This is a genomic window from Paraburkholderia sp. GAS348 (assembly GCF_050434205.1).
Classification (GTDB): domain Bacteria; phylum Pseudomonadota; class Gammaproteobacteria; order Burkholderiales; family Burkholderiaceae; genus Paraburkholderia.
This window is the reverse complement of the sequence record NZ_JBNPVT010000079.1, coordinates 1-1,041: the sequence shown is the minus strand read 5'-3', so window position 1 is coordinate 1,041 and position 1,041 is coordinate 1. Positions and strand designations below refer to the sequence as shown.

General features: G+C 60.8%; 1 pseudogene. It reads left to right on the top strand.

The features are described 5' to 3' along the window. Nucleotides 1–63: 63 nt before the first annotated feature. Nucleotides 64–1,041, top strand: a pseudogene (locus P3T22_RS33310) (IS3 family transposase); the annotation flags it as partial.

Sequence of the window (1,041 nt, the reverse complement as noted above, 5' to 3'; positions counted from 1 at the left end):
TGAGCTTGCCCCCGAAAAACGAATCCCTTGCTGAGCAGGTAAACTCAAGCAAGGAGAAGAACGATGACAGGCAAGGCAAAGCGGGCACAGTACACGCTCGAATTCAAGCTGGAAGCCGTGCGACTGGTCAAGGCCGGACAAAGCATGGCGGCCGTGGCGGCGACACTGGGTGTTGTTGAACAGACGCTGTACAACTGGATAAAGGCTGAGCGGGAAGGCAGGCTGGCGGGCGCTGGCACGAAGCCTGTGAGCCCAGAACAGATGGAACTGGCGCGGCTGCGTGCGGAAGTGGCTCGCCTGAAGATGGAGCGGGATATTTTAAAAAAAGCCGCAGCGTACTTCGCGAAGGAGTCGATGTGAAGTGCGCGTTCATTGACCGGAATCGACACCACTGGCCAGTTTCAGTACTGTGTGAAGCGCTCGAAGTCAGCCCCAGCGGATATCATCAGCGCCAGCAACGCAGCGCCAAGGACAAGCCGCAAAGAGGCTACATGAGCAACGATGCCCTGCTCGCGCACATCAAGGCGATTCACGCGCAGGTCAAGGGCGAATACGGCTGGCCGCGCATGTGGAAGGAACTGCTCGCGCGCGGCGTGCGCGTGGGCAAGGAGCGGGTTCGCAAGCTGATGGCGCAGCATGGCATTCGTGCACGGCACAAGCGCAAGTACATCGCGACGACGAACTCGAATCACAACCTGCCGGTTGCACCGAATCTACTGGGGCGCGACTTCACGGCGTCGGCGCCGAATCAGGTCTGGACGAGCGATATTACCTATCTGGCGACAGCCGAAGGCTGGGTGTACCTCGCGGTCATCATCGACATGTTCAGCCGGCAGGTGGTGGGCTGGTCGATGCAGCCGCACATGAAAGCGGAGTTGGTCACAGACGCGCTACGCATGGCGTGGTTCCGGCGTCGCCCCGAGGCTGGTGTAATCGTGCATAGCGACCGGGGCAGCCAGTATTGCGGCGGCCTGTTCCAGGACACGCTGAAGGCCTACGGCATGCGCTCGTCGATGAGCCGACGCGGCGATTGCTGGGACA